This is a genomic window from Aeromonas sp. QDB62 (assembly GCF_027705695.1).
GTDB classification, from domain to species: Bacteria; Pseudomonadota; Gammaproteobacteria; order Enterobacterales; family Aeromonadaceae; genus Aeromonas; species Aeromonas allosaccharophila.
In genome coordinates, this window is the sequence record NZ_JAPDCD010000008.1 from 113,169 (window position 1) to 132,482 (window position 19,314).

At 57.1% G+C, this 19,314-nt stretch carries 16 protein-coding genes and 1 pseudogene; 10 read left to right on the forward strand and 7 right to left on the reverse strand.

What is annotated here, in order from left to right; translation table 11 throughout:
• Positions 1–42: 42 nt before the first annotated feature.
• Positions 43–300 carry a DUF2442 domain-containing protein gene (locus OKC27_RS06120; RefSeq protein WP_042057607.1) on the reverse strand — a complete coding sequence of 86 codons (258 nt, stop codon included), beginning with the start codon at positions 298–300 and terminating at the stop codon, positions 43–45.
• Between the two features lie 259 nt (positions 301–559).
• On the opposite strand from OKC27_RS06120, the gene OKC27_RS06125 reads away from it, so the two are divergent.
• Entirely contained in the window at positions 560–2,524 is a 1,965-nt protein-coding gene (locus OKC27_RS06125) for an LTA synthase family protein (protein WP_234605316.1), read from the forward strand.
• 91 nt (positions 2,525–2,615) lie between these two features.
• Here the strand turns inward: OKC27_RS06125 and OKC27_RS06130 are convergent, their stop codons facing one another.
• Positions 2,616–3,086 (reverse strand): Lrp/AsnC family transcriptional regulator, encoded by a 471-nt coding sequence (locus tag OKC27_RS06130; protein WP_005336001.1) that lies wholly within the window; start codon positions 3,084–3,086, stop codon positions 2,616–2,618.
• Positions 3,087–3,229: 143 nt separating this feature from the next.
• On the opposite strand from OKC27_RS06130, the gene OKC27_RS06135 reads away from it, so the two are divergent.
• On the forward strand, positions 3,230–3,748 hold the full coding sequence (locus tag OKC27_RS06135) for a cyclin-dependent kinase inhibitor 3 family protein (protein WP_234605315.1): 519 nt from the start codon (positions 3,230–3,232) through the stop codon (positions 3,746–3,748).
• Here OKC27_RS06135 and metA read toward each other — a convergent pair whose 3' ends face one another.
• Positions 3,749–4,696 (reverse strand): homoserine O-acetyltransferase MetA, encoded by a 948-nt coding sequence (gene metA / locus OKC27_RS06140; RefSeq protein ID WP_042057613.1) that lies wholly within the window; start codon positions 4,694–4,696, stop codon positions 3,749–3,751.
• A 144-nt stretch (positions 4,697–4,840) separates the two neighbouring features.
• Here metA and OKC27_RS06145 point away from each other — a divergent pair, with 144 nt between their 5' ends.
• The 4 genes from OKC27_RS06145 to yidA all read left to right on the forward strand — a co-directional run bounded on the left by OKC27_RS06145 (position 4,841) and on the right by yidA (position 10,128).
• The gene (locus OKC27_RS06145; RefSeq protein WP_182938335.1) at positions 4,841–6,079 is read left to right on the forward strand and encodes an HD-GYP domain-containing protein; all 1,239 of its coding nucleotides are present in this window, start codon (positions 4,841–4,843) and stop codon (positions 6,077–6,079) included.
• A gap of 53 nt (positions 6,080–6,132) precedes the next feature.
• Positions 6,133–7,281 (forward strand): CinA family nicotinamide mononucleotide deamidase-related protein, encoded by a 1,149-nt coding sequence (locus tag OKC27_RS06150; RefSeq protein WP_234605313.1) that lies wholly within the window; start codon positions 6,133–6,135, stop codon positions 7,279–7,281.
• A 267-nt stretch (positions 7,282–7,548) separates the two neighbouring features.
• On the forward strand, positions 7,549–9,216 hold the full coding sequence (locus OKC27_RS06155; protein WP_323886284.1) for a DUF342 domain-containing protein: 1,668 nt from the start codon (positions 7,549–7,551) through the stop codon (positions 9,214–9,216).
• A gap of 102 nt (positions 9,217–9,318) precedes the next feature.
• Complete coding sequence (gene yidA / locus OKC27_RS06160; RefSeq protein ID WP_042657278.1) at positions 9,319–10,128, forward strand: sugar-phosphatase; 810 nt, start codon at positions 9,319–9,321, stop codon at positions 10,126–10,128.
• 113 nt (positions 10,129–10,241) lie between these two features.
• Here yidA and OKC27_RS06165 read toward each other — a convergent pair whose 3' ends face one another.
• Together OKC27_RS06165 and tmaR are read right to left on the reverse strand one after the other, a co-directional pair.
• Positions 10,242–13,325, reverse strand: a complete 3,084-nt coding sequence (locus OKC27_RS06165; protein ID WP_234605311.1) for a transglycosylase domain-containing protein — start codon at positions 13,323–13,325, stop codon at positions 10,242–10,244.
• Positions 13,326–13,533: 208 nt separating this feature from the next.
• Positions 13,534–13,851: a PTS system regulator TmaR gene (gene tmaR / locus OKC27_RS06170; protein WP_033136060.1), complete on the reverse strand. Its 318-nt coding sequence runs from the start codon at positions 13,849–13,851 to the stop codon at positions 13,534–13,536.
• A gap of 497 nt (positions 13,852–14,348) precedes the next feature.
• Between tmaR and OKC27_RS06175 the strand changes: the two genes are divergently transcribed.
• Positions 14,349–15,557: a tyrosine-type recombinase/integrase gene (locus tag OKC27_RS06175; RefSeq protein ID WP_024945505.1), complete on the forward strand. Its 1,209-nt coding sequence runs from the start codon at positions 14,349–14,351 to the stop codon at positions 15,555–15,557.
• Positions 15,558–15,732: 175 nt separating this feature from the next.
• Entirely contained in the window at positions 15,733–16,509 is a 777-nt protein-coding gene (locus tag OKC27_RS06180) for a substrate-binding domain-containing protein (protein WP_270806014.1), read from the forward strand.
• 295 nt (positions 16,510–16,804) lie between these two features.
• On the opposite strand, the gene OKC27_RS06185 is transcribed toward OKC27_RS06180, so the two are convergent.
• Positions 16,805–17,746: an anthrax toxin lethal factor-related metalloendopeptidase gene (locus OKC27_RS06185; RefSeq protein WP_024945503.1), complete on the reverse strand. Its 942-nt coding sequence runs from the start codon at positions 17,744–17,746 to the stop codon at positions 16,805–16,807.
• Positions 17,747–17,768: 22 nt separating this feature from the next.
• Here OKC27_RS06185 and OKC27_RS06190 point away from each other — a divergent pair.
• Positions 17,769–18,116 (forward strand): annotated as a pseudogene (locus tag OKC27_RS06190) (transposase); the annotation flags it as partial.
• Between the two features lie 38 nt (positions 18,117–18,154).
• On the opposite strand, the gene OKC27_RS06195 reads toward OKC27_RS06190, so the two are convergent.
• Positions 18,155–18,901, reverse strand: coding sequence for a lipopolysaccharide kinase InaA family protein (locus tag OKC27_RS06195; RefSeq protein ID WP_133295846.1), 747 nt, complete (start codon positions 18,899–18,901; stop codon positions 18,155–18,157).
• Positions 18,902–19,054: 153 nt separating this feature from the next.
• On the opposite strand from OKC27_RS06195, the gene OKC27_RS06200 reads away from it, so the two are divergent.
• The coding region (locus OKC27_RS06200; protein ID WP_270796586.1) for a transposase at positions 19,055–19,314 on the forward strand (260 nt) is incomplete at its 3' end.

A 19,314-nucleotide genomic window follows, 5' to 3' on the forward strand; every position in this document is an offset into this window, starting at 1 on the left:
TCCAGTAACAGGAATCTGGCGTTGGCTCACAAAAAGCGTGGATTAGCTGAAGGCTTCCCGTTCATCGATGGGGGAGATCAGGTGATAAACCTCGTGGGCAGACAAGGTGCATCCGACAGGCCACTCCAGCTGGTGGTGACGGTTGATGAAGACCCTGGCACAGTGGCGTTCGCTCTCCAGCTTTGCAAACAGCGGCTGACCTCGCCAGGGGGTCAGATCCAGCACGCCCGTGGTGCCATCCGATAACACCACAAACAGGCGCCATCCCTGCACATACTCGACATCGATAAAGACCGGCATCCCTTCGGCTCCGATTGAGATTATTCGCGGCAATTATAAATGGAGTCCCCCCTTCCATTCGCGCTGCGGCTCACATTTTATCCAGCAGCTTATTCTGCACTCAGTAACCGGTCGAGTTCACACTTTTAGATAAGCGATATGTTAATTGCCTCTTTTGGCAAGATAGAGTGCAACCTTATCCGCATCTGCCTGTCATAAAAGCACAACAAATAAAAAAGCGTCTGTGGACAGACGCTTACAGGCCCAATCAGGAACAAACATGACAGCTCTAAAACAGCGACTCGGCCCGTTTTGGCCCTTCGCCATCTTCTGCGCGCTCGCGCTCTTCTCTCTCTCTTTCAGTCGAATTGCCCTCGGTGTCTGGCAACTGGAACGGGTGGATGCCGTGGCCGGTTGGCAGGAGATGCTGCTGCAAGGGATCCGGGTCGATTTTGCGACCCTCTGCTGGGTCTGGGGCGTCCCAGCCATGCTCACCCTGCTGCTGGCAGGCCCCCACGCCATCGGTCGCGGCTGGCTGCAACTGATGCGCGTGTGGCTGACCGTCGGGTTCTGGCTGATGCTGTTCCTCGAGATCTCCACCCCCTCTTTCGTCACCGAATATGGCGTGCGCCCCAACCGCCTCTATGTGGAGTACCTCATCTATCCGAAAGAGGTGCTCTCCATGTTGTGGGCGGGCCGCAAAGCCGAGCTGCTGCTGGCAGTGCTCTTCAGTGGCGCCGTGCTGGCCGGTGGCTGGTGGTTGAGCGGCCGTCTGGTGCGTGGCCTCAGCTTCCCGCGCTGGTATCTGCGTCCGGCCTTCGCCCTGCTCATTCTGGCCATCGGTTTTCTCGGTGCCCGCTCCAGTCTCGGCCACCGCGCCCTGAACCCGGCCATGGTCGCCTTTGCCGAGGATCCGTTGGTCAACTCGCTCACCGTCAACTCCGCCTACTCCCTCTTCTTTGCCATCAAGCAGATGGGTGCCGAGGAGGATGCCAGCCAGTTTTACGGCAAGATGTCCGAGCAGAAGGTGCTCGACATCATGCGCAAGGAGAGTGGCCGTCCGGCCAGTGATTTCAACTCCGATCTGCTGCCCAGCCAGACCTTCAATGAGGCAAGCTTCCAGGGCAAACCGAAGAATCTGGTGATCCTGCTGCAGGAGAGCCTGGGTGCCCAGTTTGTCGGCTCCCTCGGTGGCCTGCCGCTCACCCCCAACATCGATGCGCTGTCGCAGCAGGGCTGGGCGTTCGAGCAGCTCTACGCCACCGGCACCCGCTCGGTACGCGGTATCGAGGCGGTACTGACCGGCTTCACGCCGACCCCGGCGCAGGCGGTGGTCAAACTCGGCAAGAGCCAGACCAACTTCTTTACCATCGCGGATCTGCTCAAACAGCGGGGTTACGACACCAGCTTTATCTACGGGGGCGAGAGCCACTTCGACAATATGCGCAGCTTCTTCCTCGGCAACGGCTTCACCACCATCGTCGAGCAGAAGGATTTCGACAATCCGGTGTTCAAGGGCTCATGGGGCGCCTCCGATGAGGATCTGATGGCCAAGGCCGACGAGACCTTCAAGGCGCTGCACAAGGAGGGCAAACCCTTCTTCAGTCTGGTATTCAGCTCCAGCAACCACGATCCGTTCGAATTCCCGGACAACCGCATCGAACTGTTCGAGCAACCCAAGCAGACCCGCAACAACGCGGCCAAGTATGCGGATTACGCCATCGGCGAGTTCTTCAAGAAGGCGAAACAGTCCGAATACTGGAAGGACACCCTGTTCCTGGTGATCGCCGACCACGACAGCCGGGTCGGTGGTGCCAGCCTGGTGCCCATCCCCCGCTTCCATATCCCCGGCGTCATCGTCGGTGACGGCATAACGCCGAAGAAGGATCCACGCATCGTCAGCCAGATCGACATGGCGCCGACCCTGCTCTCCCTGATGGGGATCAGTGCCGACTACCCCATGCTGGGCAAGGATCTGACCCGCATGCCTGCCGACTGGCCGGGGCGCGCCATCATGCAGTACGACAAGAACTTCGCCCTGATGCGCGGCAAGGATGTGGTGATCCTGCAACCGGAACGCGCGGCGGAAGGCTATGTCTACGATGATGCCAGCGAGAAGCTGACCCCGGCAGCGCAACCGGACGCCTTGAAGGAGGATGCGCTTGGTTTGGCGCTGTGGGGCAGCATGGCCTATCAGAAGAGTCTCTATCAGACGGCCAAGGATGAACGCACCGCCGCCAATTGAGCCGCCCGTGCTGATTCAACCGATAGCAAAATAGAAAAAACCGCCAGCTGGCGGTTTTTTCCATCTCCCCATACTGCCGGCCCACAGGCCATTATGGCTGGGGAAAGCAGGGCAGGGAGCGGCTGAACTTGTGCTCGAACACCAGCGAAGTTTCGAGGTGCACCACCTCCTCGCGGGAGGTGAAGTGGTCAAAGACGAAGTTACGCAGGTGCTCGGTGTCGGAGACACACAGGTGCACCAGAAAATCATCCTTGCCCCCCATGTGGAACAGGCTGATCACTTCGGGCAGCGCCAGAATGGCATCGCGGAAGGCATCGATGATCTGGCGGCTGTGACGGGCCAGTTGCAGGGAGACCATGGCCTGAATGTGGCCACCCAGGGCCTGATAATCCACTTCGCAGTGAGCGCCCTTGAGCACGCCATCCTGCTGCAACTTGCGCACCCGCTCCAGACAGGTGGAGGGGGCAACGCCCACCAGCGCGGCCAGATCCTTGTTGGTCATGCCCGCATCCCGAAACAGATGGGCCAGGATATCCAAATCCAGTTGATCCAGGTTTCTCATCTTAACTCCTTGAACCGCTCAATTTTTTAGACTCTGCCCGTAAACCGGGGCAAACACAACGGCCATTGACATCCCCCCTGCCCCGCCTATCCTTGGCGCCATTCACCGGCCGCGGCCCTGCGGCCACCACGCGAGGATCCGCCATGCACCCGTTTCACCCCTTCTGGAGCCTTGAGGTTCCCCGTGTCGATGGCCAGTTACTGCTGACTCCCTGCCCCGGCACCCAGCAGGTGCCGCTGACCCTGGCGCTCGATCAGCTGCGGTTGGCCGGTGCCCACGGGGTGGTGACCCTGATGACGAGCGCCGAATTGATCCGACTCGAACTGGCGCCGCTCGGCCAGCAGGTCGAGCACGAAGGGATGCGCTGGTTCCATCTGCCCATCGAGGATGATCTGGCCCCCGACGCTACCTTCGAGGCCGCTTGGCAACAGGCACTGCCGCAGTTGCGCGAGCTGCTGGGGGATGGCAAGCATCTGGTCATCCACTGCAAAGGGGGCAGCGGTCGTACCGGTCTGGTCGCCGCCGCGCTGCTGATGACCTTCGGCCAGCCACAGCAAGAGGCGATGGCCGCCATCAAGGCCCACAGACCCAAGGCGTTCACATTGGCCTGCCACCGCCAATGGCTCGACCAGCTGGCCGAGCGGCTGGAGCAGCGCGACTGACTACTTGCCCCCTTGGTCGTAGGTGAAGACCTTGCCAATATCCTCCACCCGATAGCTGGTGAGCTGATAGACGTAGTAGTTGAGCCAGTTGGCAAACAGCAGATGACCATGGCTGCGCCAGCTGGCGCGCGGGGTCTGGCCCGGATCGTTATTCGGGTAGTAGTTGACCGGAATGGCCGGGTCGAGCCCCGCCGCCAGATCCCGCTGATACTCCCCGTCCAGCGTCAGGGCATCGTACTCCGGGTGCCCGGTGACAAACACCTGACGACAATCCTTGGTTGCCGCCAGATAGACCCCCGCCTCTTCTGACTCGGCAAAAATCTGCAAGTCGGTGTGAGCACGAATAAGATCACCATCAAACGCCGCGTAACGGGAGTGGGGCGCGACGAACTCGTCGTCGAAACCGCGCAGCAGCGGCTCATGCTCGTCGAGGCGATGGTGGCGGTAAACCCCGGAGAGCTTCTCGCCGTGGGTCTGCTTCTCCATGCCATAGAGCGCCTTGAGCGCCGCCTGTACCGCCCAGCAGAGGAACAGGGTGGAGGTGACATGCTGATGAGACCACTCGATGATCTCGACGATGCGTGGCCAGTAGACCACCTCCTCGAACTCCACCAGCCCGAGCGGCGCCCCGGTGATGATCATGCCGTCGTAGTTGTTGCCACGCACCTGCTCAAAGTCGTGATAGAAGTTCTCAAGATGCGCCTGTGGCGTGTTTTTCGACTCCCTGTCATCGATGCGCAGCAGATCCACATCCACCTGCAGCGGCGAGTTGGAGAGCATCCGCATCAGCTGGATCTCGGTCTCAATCTTCTTGGGCATCAGGTTGAGGATCAACACCCGCAGCGGGCGGATGTTCTGGGTGACGGCCCGGGATTCCGTCATCACGAAGATGTTCTCCTGCCCCAGCACTTCGGCGGCGGGTAACTGATCCGGGATCTTGATCGGCATGCTTACTCCCTGTACTGCATCGGTAAATATGTCTGGACATCCAGAAGCCTATAATAAAGCTCCCGCCCTGTCATCAGATACCTTTTGTATTCACCCCCGCCTTTGACTAGCATACGGCTCAGTGTCTCTCCTGCTTCCAAGATAATGACCGGTATCAAGATTTCCGTAGATCGACTGCAAGTCGGCAACTATGTCTCCCTGCCACTGGGGTGGCGCGAACACCCGTTCCTGTTTTCCAGCTTCAAGATCAAAAGTGAAGAGGAGATCGAGCTGATCCGCCGGCTCGGCCTGAAACTGGTCACCATCATTCCCGACAAGAGCGACGTCCCGCCAAAACCCCTCAGTCAGGTACAGCCTCAGCCACAAGAGAGCTCGGACGCCGCCCAGCGGCAGGCCCAGATGCAACAGGAGAAGGATCGCCGCATCGAGCAGTTGCAACAGTACCGCCGCGATCTGCAGCAGTGCGAGAAGCAGTTCCAGCAGTCGCTGGCGCAGGTGCGCAGCGTGATGAGCAAGATCCAGTCCCGCCCCCTCAACGCCATCGGCGAGGCGCAGGAGCTGATCAACGCCATGACCGAGCAGTTGCTCGCGGTGGACGAGATGGTGCTCCATCTGGTCTCCGACGGCGAGGATGGCAACAACCTCTACTTCCACTCCCTCAACGTCAGCGTGCTCAGCATGCTGCTGGCCAAGGAGTGCTGCATGTCAGCCGACCAGATCCGTCAGGTCGGCATGGGTGCGCTGTTCCACGATATCGGCAAGCTGAAGATCCCGAGCCAGATCCTGCGCAAGACCGAGCCGCTGACCAAGCCGGAGCAGAACCTGATGGCCCAGCATCCGCGCTACGGCCTCGACCTGCTCAATCTGGCCAAGGATTTCCCCGCCGAGGCGAAGGGGATCGTGCTCCATCACCACGAATATCTCGATGGCAGCGGGCCGGAAGGGCTCAAGGGTGGCCAGCTCGATCCGCTCACCCAGATGGTGTCGCTGATCAACGAGTACGATAACCTCTGCCACATGCAGGCCAAGGTGCCCTACTCGGCCCTGAGCGGCCTCTACAAGCAGCGCAAGGCGCAGTTCAATCCGGAGTACCTCAGCATGCTGATCCGGTTGATGGGGATCTATCCCCCCGGCAGCGTGGTACAACTCTCCAACGGTCAGGTCGGGCTGGTGATGTCGGTCAACGCCTCGCGCCTGCTCTATCCCTCGGTGCTGGTCTATGATCCGCGCATTCCCCGTCAGGAAGCGGCCATCATCGACCTGCAGCAGGCCGAACTGTCGATCGCCAAGGTGATCCACCCCAAACGGCTGCCGCCCGCCGTGTTCGAGTATCTCAATCCGCGTACCCGGATCAGCTACTACTTCGAGCACAACAAAGCCTGATTGTGCTGGCCCCAGGCCAACCATTGTCACCCGTTTCACCCAAGGAGCCCGCCATGCGTATCGAGATCATCAGTACCGGAGACGAAATAGTGACGGGTCTGGTGGTGGATACCAATGCGGCCTGGCTCAGCGCACTGCTGCTGGAACAGGGGTGGCAGGTGCGCCGTCGCCTGACGGTAGGGGACAACCTCGCCGACCTGAAAAGCGTGCTGCAGGAGAGTGCCAGCCGCGCCGAGGTGGTGCTGGTGTGCGGCGGGCTCGGGCCCACTGCCGACGACCTGACCGCTCAGGCCGCCGCCGAGGCCTTCGCCCAGCCGCTCATCCTCTTCCCAGACTGGCTCGCCACCATCACGGCCCGCTACGCCAGCCGTGGCCGCCCGATGGCACAGAGCAATGCCAAGCAGGCCTGGCTGCCACAGGGGTGCGAGCTCCTCGACAACCCGGTCGGTACCGCCTGCGGCTTTGTGGTGCGAAGTGGTCAGAGCCAGCTCTTCTTCACCCCGGGCGTGCCGTTCGAGTTCAAGCAGATGGTGCGCGAGCAGATTCTGCCGCGTCTCAAACAGCTGGCCGGTGCACAGATCGATACCGAGCTGCGTCGCTTTTACACCTTCGGCGTCTCGGAATCGGCCCTCAGCGATATACTGGATGCCGCCCCCTGGCCCACCGGCATCGAGCTCGGTTACCGCTCCGCGATGCCCCTTATCGAGCTGAAGCTGATCGGCCACGGCGCCAGCGCCGCAGACATGGAGAGCGCCGAGCACCGGCTGCTGAACAGGATCCGCCCCTGGCTGATTGGCAGCGGAGATACGGAGCCGGCGCAGCAGATCCTCGCGCTGCTGCAAGGCAAACCGCTGGCTCTGCTGGAGGGGGAGAGCGGCGGCGCACTACTGGCGCTTTGTCACGGCCATCACCGGCTGGAGGCCAACTTCAGTACGCAACTGGCCGATGAGCTGGCGCAACTGCCGACAACCGATGCGGACCTGCAACTGACCATAGGGCGAGAGGGCTCTGAGGGTGTACCACTGCTGCTCTGCGCCGATGGCCAGCAGATTGGCCAGACGCTCAAGGTCAGCCACCCTGACCCGGAGAGCCGCCGCAAGATCCTCGCCTTTGCCGCGCTCGACATGCTGCGTCGCCATCTGCTGGGTGAGCCGGTGCTCGGCGATTACCTCACGTTGACCAGAACGGCGCAGCGCAGCTGATAGCCTACCCCCGCCAGCGCTCCCTATGTCGCTGGCAGGGATCCCCTGCCGCGATCCGGCGAACCACCCTGCCCCATTGCCGAACAACGCCCGAATTTATCCGGCCATCATCACCGATTTGACCTCAATCCATTGACCATTCAGAAGAAATATCTGAATACTGCCCACTCTCAAGATTGACGACTCGCTTTATTAATCACTGAGAGATTAAATGACAGTAGAGGGGGGAAAAACGCGTACCCCTCTCCCACCTGGCAAGGAGATACGGTGTTAAGCAAAGAGTGGCTGCTGCTATCAAACGACATGGAACTGGTCTGCCTGCGGATTGCCGCCGGTCTCACCAAACCGGTCACGGAACAGGATGTGCAAGCTCTGCTGCTCGCTTCCAACTGTCGCCGCTATCAGCCGCTGAATGAGGGGATCAAACAGGCCATCAGCCTGCTCAATACCCTGCTCACCAACCCTGCCGCCCCCGTGCCCGCCAGCCCGATCCCTGTAGGTAAACGTCAGGATGCCCGACTCGCCGTGATGATAGAGAAGGATCGCATGAGTGCAATCGCCCAGATCACCGCCGACTGGGGGGGAAAGTATGTGACTCTGGAACAGCTGCAAGAGGCGATCGCCCTCAGCGAGATCAAACAGGGGGTCAGCGAGCAGCTACTCACCGCTGCCATCCAATCGGCCAAAGAGGCAGCCCCCGGTACTCTGCTCAAGCTGGTCATTGCCCGTGGCCAGCCTGCCGTCAATGGTCAGGACACCCGCTACGAGCGGCTGGTGGAGACCCCGGCCGAGCGGATCCTCAAACCGCAGGAGCTGGATCATGGCAAGGTCGACCTGCGGGATCTCGGCTCCCTTGTCACCGTCAAAGCCGGTGCTCCGCTGATGCGCCGTCATCCGGCCACCGTCGGGGTGCCCGGCTTTACCGTGACCGGTCAGGATCTGCCCGCCAAAGATGGCAAGGACAGCCCGATGAGCGCAGGCGAAGGCACTTATATCTCTCCCGACGATCCCGACCTGCTGATCGCCAGTCGCGCGGGACTGCCCTGTCAGGAGAAGGCGGGCATGAAGGTGGACGAGGTACTCAGCGTCAAGCAGGTGGATGCCCGTCACGGTCACATTGCGTTTGAAGGGGGATTAATCGTCAGCGGTGACGTCAACCCCGGCATGAAAGTGCGGGTCAGCGGCGATATCGTCATCGGCGGCTTTATCGAAGGGGGCCTGATCGAGGCTGGTGGCAGCATCACGGTACGCCACGGCATCATTGGCCGCCGCAACGAACAGGGGGAGTACCTCTGCCAGCTCAATGCCCAGGGGGAGATCCACGCCAGCTACGCCCAGTATGCCCAACTGGAAGCGGGGGGCGATATCCAGATCCAGAGCCAACTCAGCCACTGCTACAGCCGCAGCGGACAAGATATCAAGGTGGGCGATAGCAACATGCGCAAAGGCAATCTGCTGGGGGGTACCTGCATTGCCAATCGCCTGATCATGGCGCCGAGTCTGGGTGCCGAGGCCGCCAACCATACCCGGCTGCAGATCCTCGGCGGCTACTTCACCCACAAGGAGCAGGAGCACCAGCTCAAGTTGCGCCAGCTGGAGTGTCAGGCCCAGCTCGACAAGATCAAAGCGCTGGTGATGAAACTGCTGCAACTGCCCAGCGACAAGCGTAACCCGGAAACCCTGCGCAAAATCAAACCGATCCGGGATCACCATCTTGCCGAGCTGACCCTGATCCACGAGCAGCTCACAGCAAATTCTGAAGAGCTGCAAAACTTGATGGCACAAATGGAGGTTATTGCCACCCAACACCTCTTCTCCGGCATAGAGGTCGAGATGGCCAGCTTCAAGCGCAGGGTCACCATCACCCGGGGCCCCACTCGCCTGGCCATCCACGACGAAGCACTGGAGATGACCCCGTACGAGGGGCACAGCTAAAGCAAGACCAGCCCGTCGCCCGTGATCCCGCCGCCGATTTTCGCTACACTCGCCACTTCCTTGGCCCCACCGGGCGGGCCACCCAGACTCAGGTAGTGAGAGATGTACAAGCTGATCGCATTGGATATGGATGGCACCCTGCTCAACCCGCAGGGCCAGATTACTCCCCGCACCCACGCCGCCATCAGCGCTGCGCGCGCCAAAGGGGTTACTGTGGTACTGGCCTCCGGCCGCCCGCTGGAAGGGATGAGCCGCTATCTGGCCGAGCTCGGCCTCACCACCGAAGATGATTACGTCATCTGCTACAACGGCGCCCTGGTGCAACAGGTGGCCGATCAGCGCATCATCCGCAGCCAGCTGCTGACCGGCAGTGACGCCAGCGCCGTCGCCAGACTGGCTGACGAGCTGGAGGTGAACGTTCACGGTTTCTCGGTCACCCAGGGCCTGATCAGTCCCCGTGTCAGCACCTACACCGAGCACGAATCCCGCCTGATCGGCATGCCGATCAATCTGATCGACTTCGCCACCCTGCCTGCCGACGAGCAGATCATGAAGGTGATGATGATCGACGAGCCGCCCCAGCTCTCCCGCGCCATCGAGCAGCTGCCTGCGGAGCTCTATGAGCGCTATACCGTGGTACAGAGTGCTCCCTTCTTCCTCGAGTTCATGCACAAGCACAGCAACAAGGGAACCGGCGTTGCCGCGCTGGCCGAGCACCTTGGCCTGACCGCCGGGCAGGTGATCTGCGTCGGAGATGCTGGCAACGACCACCACATGATCGAGTACGCTGGCCTTGGGGTTGCGATGGGCAATGCCACTGACGAGATCAAAGCTCTCGCCCAGCACACCACAGCACGCAACGATGAAGATGGCGTTGCCCGGGTGATCGAGCAGTTCGTGCTGAACGTCTGATCGCTTCGGCGCCGCCGCTGCGCCCGCGGCGGAAAAGAGAACGGGGAGGCTGTCAGCCTCCCCGTTTTTTTGTCTGGTTAGTTATCGATGTGCTTAGCTGCAATCAACCCGTATCACTGGTTCGCCAAGCACTGGGTATGGGATCCCGGCTGCAGATAAGGTATCAGCAGCGGAGCCATCCCCTTGAGTACTTGCACCGGCAGCGCCGAGGTGAAGCGGAACTTGTCGGACTGGCTACCCGGCACATAGGCGGTCAGGGTACCGAAGTGATCCTCACCCAGATAGAAGACGAAGGTCGCGGTACGGTTGCGCGCCAGCGAGCTGGTCACGTTGCCATAACGGCCCACGGTCTCAATCCGGTTATCCCCGGTCCCGGTCTTGCCACCCATTTGCAGCACAGTGCCATCAGGCAGGGTAAATGCCCCGGCGATACGTCTTGCCGTACCCCCTTCCACCACCTTGGAGAGCGCATTACGCAGGGCGGTCGCGACCTCAACAGGCAGAACCCTGGTGCCTTCGGCATGGGTCGGTTCGAACTCGGTCTCGAAAGGCGTCCCCTTGGCGAACGAGAGGTGCTCGATACGCAGGGTCGGCGAACGGACTCCGCCATTCTGGATAATCCCCATCAGCTCGGCCAGCGCAGCCGGGCGATCACCTGAGCTGCCCAGAGCCGTCGCCAGCGAGGGCACCAGATGGTCGAACGGATAACCGAGCTTGGCCCAACGCTGATGAATATCGAGGAACGCCTCAACCTCCAGCATGGTGCGGATCCGGCTGTCACGGGCACTGCGATGGCGGGTCTTGAACAGCCAGCTGTAGACCTCCTGGCGCTCGTCACGGCTGGCCGCCACCGCATCGGCAAAGGTCGCCTTGTCAAACTCCTTGAGATAGGCCAGCAGCCACAGCTCCAAGGGGTGCACCCGGGCGATATAGCCCTGATCCGGCAGTGAATACTTGCCAGGGCCATAGCTGACATAGAGCTGATTGATCCGCTTCGCGCTCAGCTTCTCCCGCGGCAACCGTTCCGCCAGGAAGGCGGCAAAGGTCGCCTCATTGGCATCCGGCATCAGGTAGCGGTGAACCGCAGCCAGACGCACCGCGCTCGGCTTGAGTCCGTCGAGGAAGGTATCGAGCTGCTCCTCGGGGGTCTTGCCGCGATATTTGCGCCAGAAGCGCAGCAGATAGGTCTGCCCCTCTTTGTCGGCAAATTTGGCCAGATACTCCTGACGACGGGGATCCTTGTCATCCTTGAGCAACTGGGCACGATTCCCCTCCTTGTAGAGGCTGTAGCGCACGATATCGCGCATCAGCCGCACAAACGGCAGGTTGATGGACTCGCGCAGCGCATCGCGGATGGGGGGAATACGCCCGTTATCCTCACGGCGGAAGTTGTTGAAAGTGTGCATGCCACCACCGGTAAAGAACCCTTCGTTGGGGCTGGCGGAGTATTTGCGATCCAGCGCCGCGTCCAGCATCACCGGCAGGCTCTTGTCCTGAGCCGTCATCAGATAGGAGATGGCCCAGCGGCTGAGGTTGTCCTGAGAGGCCGACGCGAGTTTGCGCAGACTATCGGGCGACATGCCCGCATAGTTGTCGTGCAGCTCGGCCACGATCTCCAGATAGGTGGTCAGCACCCGCAACTTGGCGGTTGAGCCCAACTCCAGCTTGGAACCTTCGTTGATATCGAACGGTTGATCGGTGTTGTCAGTCTGCACCCGCACCTTGAACCCTTCCGGCGACTTCTCGAACAGGGTGAAGCTGTAGCGCACATCGCCCGTCTTCTCCGGCGAGAGCAGACGCTCACCAAACAGCCCGACCTGAGCGGCAAACGTCGGGTCGGCCAGCTGTTGCAGGTAACGGGAGATTTCGTTCTGCAGCGGCATGTTGAGGCTGGTATCGGCCGTCAGATCCATCCGGTCGAGGTCATAGAGCTGCACCCCGAGCTGACGGCTCAGGCGAGTGCGGGCAACCTGCAACCCCTTGTTGTTGTTCACCCGGGTGATGGCCGGGGACTGCAGGAAGTCACGGAACGAGATCTTGGCTTTGAGCGCCTCCTCCATCAGCGGTGGCGTGATCATCCCCTCCTGCACAAACAGGCGCAGATAGCTGTCGGTCAGATCCGCGAGCGATTCACGACCCTGCGCCAGATAGTAGGAGGGACGGCGGTGCGCAATCATCAGCGAGACCACCTGACGCAGGGCAAGCCCCTGCTCGGCGAGCGGTGCATTCTGGTTGCGGGCGGGATCCAGCAGACGGTTCACGTCATCGACGTTGGCACCAAACCAGACCCAGAGCCCATCCCCCAGACCATGCACCTCACCATATCCCGGCGCAGCCGAGAGCGGCACCGAGTTGAGGTAGGCCCAGGCGACCAGCTTGCGCGCTTCGAGGGTTTCCGGCCCGAGACGATAGGCCCGCACACTGGCAGAGGCCATCTGGCGGATCTTCTCGGTCGGCGACAGGGTCAGACCATCCGGCGAGTGGCGATACTTCTCCACCTGGGTCGCCAGGGTACTGCCACCGGCAGATTGATCCTGCATATCAAGCGCCTTGCCCACCTGGGAGAGCGCCGCCTTGGCAAAACGGGGCCAGTCGACTGCCGGGTTGGCCAGCGGCTCCTCATTGCTCAGCAGATCGCGGTTCTCGATAAACAGCAGCGACTGGATGACGAGCGGCGGAATGGAGTCAAAATCCGGATAGTGGTGGGTCGGATACTTGAATTGATAGAAGGGCTCGGCACGGCAATCGTGCAGCGTCAGTCCGGCCTGTACCTTCTCGGTATAGGGCACGAAGAAGCCACGACTGGCGTAGTCATAGAGTGCGTCGGAGAAATGCACCTGTTTGCTGACTTCATAGCCCCGTTGTAGCAGACGCTCCTGCATCATCGGCAGTTGCACATAGCCGAGCCGCTTGTCGAACGGGCCATCCTCAGGGAAGGCGATCTGCTTGCTCTGGCCTGGCTCGACCTGATAGGTGAGCTTGGCGGCATAGCGGGAGATCTCCTGAGACTGCAGCTTCGAGGTTTTCATCTCATAGCCAACCAGAGCGATCACCGCCCCCAGGCACAATAAAAAGAGAAAACAGAACAGCCAACGCCACCAGGGACGGCGCTTGCGCTTTGGGTTCCCGTCCGTGGTCTGGACAGATGAATCTTGAGATGCCACTTGTGTCAAATCCGTCTGTTCTGATGCGCCCATATCAGCCCCACCATGGTTGCGCAATTTATTGTGTTTCACTCAAGCTTAGTCTTTTCAAGTCAATGGCTTGAAACTATTGACCGCTTTGTAGTGATGGTAACAGGGCAATTCTAAAAAGGGGAGCCGATTGTTGCAGGAGTGGCAGAGATCCGAGCTGATAACAAAACACCGGCCAGTGGCCGGTGTCTCTTGAGCGAAAGCGGAACGCTTACTTGTGAGAGCTCATGCCCTTCAGTTTGGTGCTCAGCTCTTTACGCTCTTTGGAGAGCTCGGCGTTCTTGATGATGTGATCATCCACGCGCTCTTCATAGTCGGTACGCATGTTGGCAATGATCGCCTGCACATCATCAATGCTCATGCCCGGCTTGATGTAGTCGCTCAGGTTGTCGAGCAGCAGTACGCGCTTCTGGTTGTCACGGATCTTCTTCTCGTTATCCGCGATTTCACGCTTGAGTTTGTTCTGGCGACGGGACATACGCACATATTCCAGTACATCGCTGAAGGTGGACTTGTTTACTTGTTCCATATCGATACCACTGACTTAAGGTTGATAAAAACTGGCCAAGTTACACCTGAAACCCGGCAAACGCGGCGCGGGACAGGCAAACTCAAGATGCCCTTACTCTACCGAGTTATAAGCGAGATACAACCCTAATCACGCGCCATGAGCCGAGTTTGGCCAAAAGTAAACCAGTTCAAACTGGTTGAGGAACGACCAGAAAAGGGCAGGATTTATAGACAAAATAGCAAGGAGTGAGGGCTTTTTGGCCCAAGATGATAAAACCAAGACTTAAAAACGTCACATAGCAAAAAGGCCTTCCCGGTCAGGAAGGCCTTTCAAATTAGTGGCGGAGCGGACGACCGCTCTAAATCAGTCCGGCACACTCCAGAAACATCCATAAAACCAATCAAAATCACAAGCTTACATTAAATATTTGTACATCACCGTCCAATTACACCTAACCACAGCCAGTGCAAAGTGGCATACTGCATGGCACACCATGCTTTTATCAAGGATCTGTTATGGCACTCCTCTCTGATGCGAAAGCGCGTAGCATCAAACCCGACGATAAGCCGATACCACATGGAGGGATCACCGGTCTCACTCTGCATCCATCCACCACAAAAGGGCGTGGGAAATGGGTATTTCGCTATGTCAGCCCTGTTACCGGCAAGCGCCGTAATGCTGGGCTCGGTATCTACCCTGAAATCTCGATTGCCGAGGCGGGCAACCAGGCTCGCCTGATGCGTGAGCAACTGGCCAGGGGACTAGACCCCTTGGAGATAAAGAAAGAAGAAGCAAGTAAGCCTGCGATACCCACTGTGGAAATCGCTGCTCGTCAGGTGCACGAGCAGTTGTTACCCGGCTGGCGTAACCCCAAGCATGGGAAGCAATGGATCTCGACCCTGGAGCAATATGCCTTCCCGATCATCGGTCGGCAGCCCATCAACGCCATCACCCCGGCACATATCGCCAGTGTACTACAACCTATCTGGCTGGAAATCCCGGAAACAGCCACCCGCGTGAAGCAGAGACTTCATGCTGTGATGGCCTGGGCATGGGCTCATGGCTTCTGCCAAGCAAACCCTGTCGATGTCGTGGATAAGCTTCTGCCATTACAACCCAGTAAAGCAATTCGCACTCAGCACCAACCTGCGATGGATTGGCGAATACTGCCAGCGTTCTATCAACAGTACTTGGCCAATGCAGAGCGCTTCGATGTCAGTCGTGCCTTGCTCTCATTCGTGATCCTGACCGCTTGCCGCTCTGGTGAGGCGAGAAGTATGCGATGGAATGAGCTCGACCTTGATGCCGGGATCTGGACTATTCCAGCTGACAGGATGAAGACGCAAGTCGTGCACCGCATTCCGTTATCTCTTCAAGCTATGGCTGTATTGGAGAAAGTGCAGGGGCTTCATGGTGAATGGGTCTTCCCTTCCCCACGTAAACAAGTACCACTCACCGATATGGCTATGACTACCTTGCTCAGAAGAGTCGAGGCTCCCAGCACGACGCCTGGACGCTTGGCTACTGCTCATGGCTTTCGCTCAACGTTTCGGGACTGGTGCAGTGAAAAGGGCTACCCCAGGGACTTGGCTGAGCGAGCGCTCGCGCATCTCATCCAGAACAAGGTAGAAGCCGCCTACCACCGTACTGACTTACTGGATCAGCGCCGTCCAATGATGGATACCTGGGCTGAATTTGTATCCGGCAATTCACCAACTGAATAGGAAGGAAGCGGCCATCTGGCCGCTTCCTTCTATGTTATTTTTTTAGCTTTTTCTTAGCAGTTGATGACGTATTGCCAAACCACAAGGGACAGAAAAATTCATTCCCCCTGAAATTAATCCTAGATTAATCCGGTCTTGTTATCCTTGAGCATTCACAACAATACAAGGAAAAAAAATGAAACTGACCGTCAACCCCTTGGTAGCAGCAATCCTGTTCAGCCTGCCGAGTTTTTCTGTGTTAGCCGATGTGAATCTGTATGGCCCTGGTGGTCCGCATACTGCACTGATTAAGGTTGCCGAAGCGTTTCAAGCAGAGACTGGCGTTAAAGTGAATGTGCGCTTTGGCCCTCAGGCAAGCTGGAATGACCAAGCAAAAGAAAATGCCGATATCCTGTTCGGTGCCTCAGAGCAATCTGCTCTGGCGATTGCTACTGAGCACGCAGACAACTTTGATATTCATAGCATCACGCCTCTCTACTTACGTCCGGCAATCATTCTGGTCAAAAAGGGGAACCCTAAAAATATCCAAGGTTTAGCTGATCTAGCAAAACCAGGAGTAGGTATTGTTGTTCCGAATGGTGCTGGTGTCAGCAATACATCAGGTACCGGTGTTTGGGAAGATATGATTGGCCGTACCGGGGATATCAATCTCGTCGCTAACTTCAGAAAAAATATAGTACTGTTCACTCCTAATAGCGGCGGGGCTCGAAAGGCTTTCTTGGAAGACCCAAAGGTTGATGCCTGGGTTACTTGGGCTGATTGGGCCAAGAGCAACCCTGATTTTGGTGATGTCGTAGAAATTGAGAAAAGCTTGGTCGTTTACCGAGATGTCAATATCGCATTGAAGCGAACGCCAAGTGAAGATAGCCTGAAATTTGCTAATTATCTGAAGGGTGATACATCAAAAAATATTTTTCAGCAACTTGGCTGGTCTGACAAGATGATATTCTAATAAACAAAAATATCTAACGTATAAAAAATGGGGGCAACTAATTATTTAAAGGATATGCTCACCCTAACAATAACAAAGTATCATTAAGTAAGAAGGAAGCGGCCAGATGGCCGCTTCCTTCTTAGATATTTTATAACGTGTCAGTTTGTCGATTAAAGCACAATCGTAGCCTAATCGTCTTTTGGGGAAGGACAATAATACCATTAATGATATTATGAAGAAAGACACCGACTCGGGGCCGGCGTCAGATAATCAGATAACTATAAAAAGATTTATTATATCATAGCCATTATATTCACTTATCTTTCAACTTCTTCATTAAATAATTTCCGATATAAGATGAAATATAAGGCCAGTCATAACTAGTTACCCTCCCATTATTCTCAAAATACTTTGCAAACCCTTCAGCAAACGATTCCTCAAGAGCATTTTCATAGTTGTTTTCAGGCTGCAAATAATACTGTTCAGTAATTTTCCCTGACTGATAGTCATTATACCAATTTCGATAAAATTCAGGATCCTTACTTAGCTTTCGTCCATCTAGTCGTTGCCCCACCAATTTATCTAGGGTATGGGCAAACTCATGAATGACAAGATTCGATGAACCATGATTACCTTTTGGAATAGTCCACTCACCTTTATTATTTTTGGTTAATGCTATGACAAGCTCATTCTCACCATCCGGAGAGCCTGCACCGGGTATGCTATCCCATGTAACTCCATCTGGGTGACCCCTCACTGGCACACCCTTTAAATGGGTCCAATAGGTAGTGACATTATCATTGGTAACAATAACTCTCCCCACCGAATTCAAATTCCAGTTGGTACTAAGAATTATAGGATCGAGCTTTGCCAGTTCCTTGCCTACCAGATATTTTGCCTCACTGATTGGTACAGTAGACTTGGTATTCACATCAACCATACCCATGCCACTTGAAAGCCGCTTCAATGTACCTGCATCCATCACTGCTTTAGCCCATTGCAACTGTTCCAAGGTCAGTTCTGCATCCACTTTAAAGGCTGGATTAAGATCTTCAAGATAACGAATGAAGTCATCTCTATAGTAAGTACCACCACTTTGTCTAGCCATTTCAATCTTCAGCTCGAAGATAGTATCAATATCATCCGGGAACTCCATCTCTTCAAGTAAGGCATATATATCGCATCCTCTGACATAAGAGGCCACTCCTAAAAGAAGTAGAATAAATATTTTTGATAGTATCAAACTCTTTTTCATACACCAATCCTAATGATATGTAGCCTCACGAGTCAAACGGGCGCTGGAGCAGGTGATCACGTGGCGAGGTAAGCCCGCCATTATCCGATGTGACAATGGCCCGGAATACATCAGCGAAGAGCTCAAGCGATGGGCGAAACAGGAGGGGATAACCCTGGGCTATATCCAGCCAGGAAATCCGCAGCAGAATGCCTACATCGAACGGTTTAACCGCACGGTGCGCTACGACTGGCTGGGCCATTACCTGTTTGAGTCACTGAATGAACTACAGGAGTTTGCCACGAACTGGCTGTGGGTTTATAACCATGAGCGGCCCAATATGGCGCTGGGTGGCTACACGCCGAAACAGCGTCTGGCACAGGCCGCATGACCTCTACTTTTGAATGCCCCTAAAAATGGGGGGATTACCTATGGAAGTGACTGGGGGGCGTTCGCCAGGCTGCGTAACTGGACCAGCAGATAATCCCTATAGAACTGCCCGAACAGTTTACCAGGCTCGAGGGATGAGAGTATGACTTGGCGTCGCCGTTCCAGATTGCTAGGCAGGCGGCGCACATGGGTGTCTATCCAGACGATGTGGCCGCAAGGAGAGATCATCATGTTACCCAAATGAAGATCTCGGTGGTAGTAGCCATGCCTTGCCAGGTGGTCGATATCCTGGGCGAGCCTGTGCAGCAGGGACAGCCGACCGGCCTCGTCGCTCCGCTGAAAGTAGTCTTCACCAGAGTGATGATCTGTCAGGTAGCGCACTGCGAGAAAAGAAGCGCGGGGATTAAGCGGATTAAGCGCAATGCCCGCAGCCTTGCAGGGAACAACCCGTAGGCCAGCCTTGTGCAGACGCCGATTACTTTGTAACTCCCGAAAAGCGTCAATATGGCCGATCAGCCGCTTGTTGAGCAAGTCTCGACACAACCAGCCAAGAGTCCAGCGGGGGTACTTGTCGGGTACTATCTTGCACAACGTATTGCTGGCAGGATGCAACCAGAACTGGCTGCTGGCGATGTGCTCCAGCTGACGGGTCAGTTCGGTTTGCTGCAATGACCAGTGAGCCAGCCCGAGTTGGTCGTGTAATAGTAGGTAGTAGTATTTCTTGCCGTGCAAGTTGAGTGTAGTCAGCATCATAGGATTAAGTAGGAGATGATGAGTGATCTGCACCAGTCTGCAGTCCCATCGCTGACTGAAACTTAATAGGCAATAAAAAACGTCTGGAGGAGTGAATAACGAGAGTTGGACACCTAAGGAAGGTGCGAACAAGTCTGTGATATGAGATCATAATGTTCATCCGGAGCCGCATTTCCGAGGGCCATCATGAGTCATCAACTCACCTTCGCCGACAGTGAATTCAGCAGTAAGCGTCGTCAGACCAGAAAAGAGATTTTCCTCTCCCGCATGGAGCAGATACTGCCGTGGCAGGATATGACCGCTGTCATCGAGCCGTTTTATCCCAAGGCGGGTAATGGCCGGCGCCCGTATCCGCTGGAAACCATGCTGCGCATTCACTGCATGCAGCATTGGTACAACCTGAGCGATGGCGCGATGGAAGATGCTCTGTACGAAATCGCCTCCAT